Consider the following 651-nt stretch of genomic DNA (forward strand, 5'->3'; position numbering starts at 1 on the left):
CTTTGACAACGTTGTCCTGCACCCATAACTCCCTCACCTCGCTGGATGTGAGCAAGAACACGGCTTTGACAATATTCTACTGCTCGATTAACCCGAATCTAAGCTCCTTGAAGATCTCGAGCAGCATAAATGATAGGTTGTGGGTCAACGACTGCAAGCTGAGCGCGAAGACACTGAACGAGATATTCACCACGCTTCCCGATGTAAAAGGGCTGACCGAAGGCGAGAAGAAGATCGGGATCGCAAACAATCCGGGTACGGATACGTGCAACAAGAAGATCGCAACAGACAAAGGCTGGACATTGGATGTCGAAGATACTCCGCCTGCCGGCAACAGCATGACGATGACGACAGAGAAAAAGGTAGGCGAAAAGATAGAGTTNGGATGTCGAAGATACTCCGCCTGCCGGCAACAGCATGACGATGACGACAGAGAAAAAGGTAGGCGAAAAGATAGAGTTGCGCATGAATGCCGAACCGGAAGACCAAGCGGATGTCTGGATAGACCTGAACAACAACAAGGTCAAAGATGCAGGCGAGAGCGTAACCGTATTTGGCATCAATAAAGGGTACACACTCGCTGCACAGACCGTTACGGTGTATGGAAAGGTAAGCTACTTGAACTGCTATGGTCAGAAGATAACCTCCCTG

At 49.5% G+C, this 651-nt stretch carries 1 pseudogene; it reads left to right on the forward strand.

The features are described from left to right. Window positions 1–465: 465 nt before the first annotated feature. Window positions 466–651, forward strand: a pseudogene (locus HQ43_RS10195) (hypothetical protein); the annotation flags it as partial.

It is taken from the genome of Porphyromonas canoris (assembly GCF_000769115.1).
Taxonomy (GTDB): Bacteria; Bacteroidota; Bacteroidia; order Bacteroidales; family Porphyromonadaceae; genus Porphyromonas_A; species Porphyromonas_A canoris.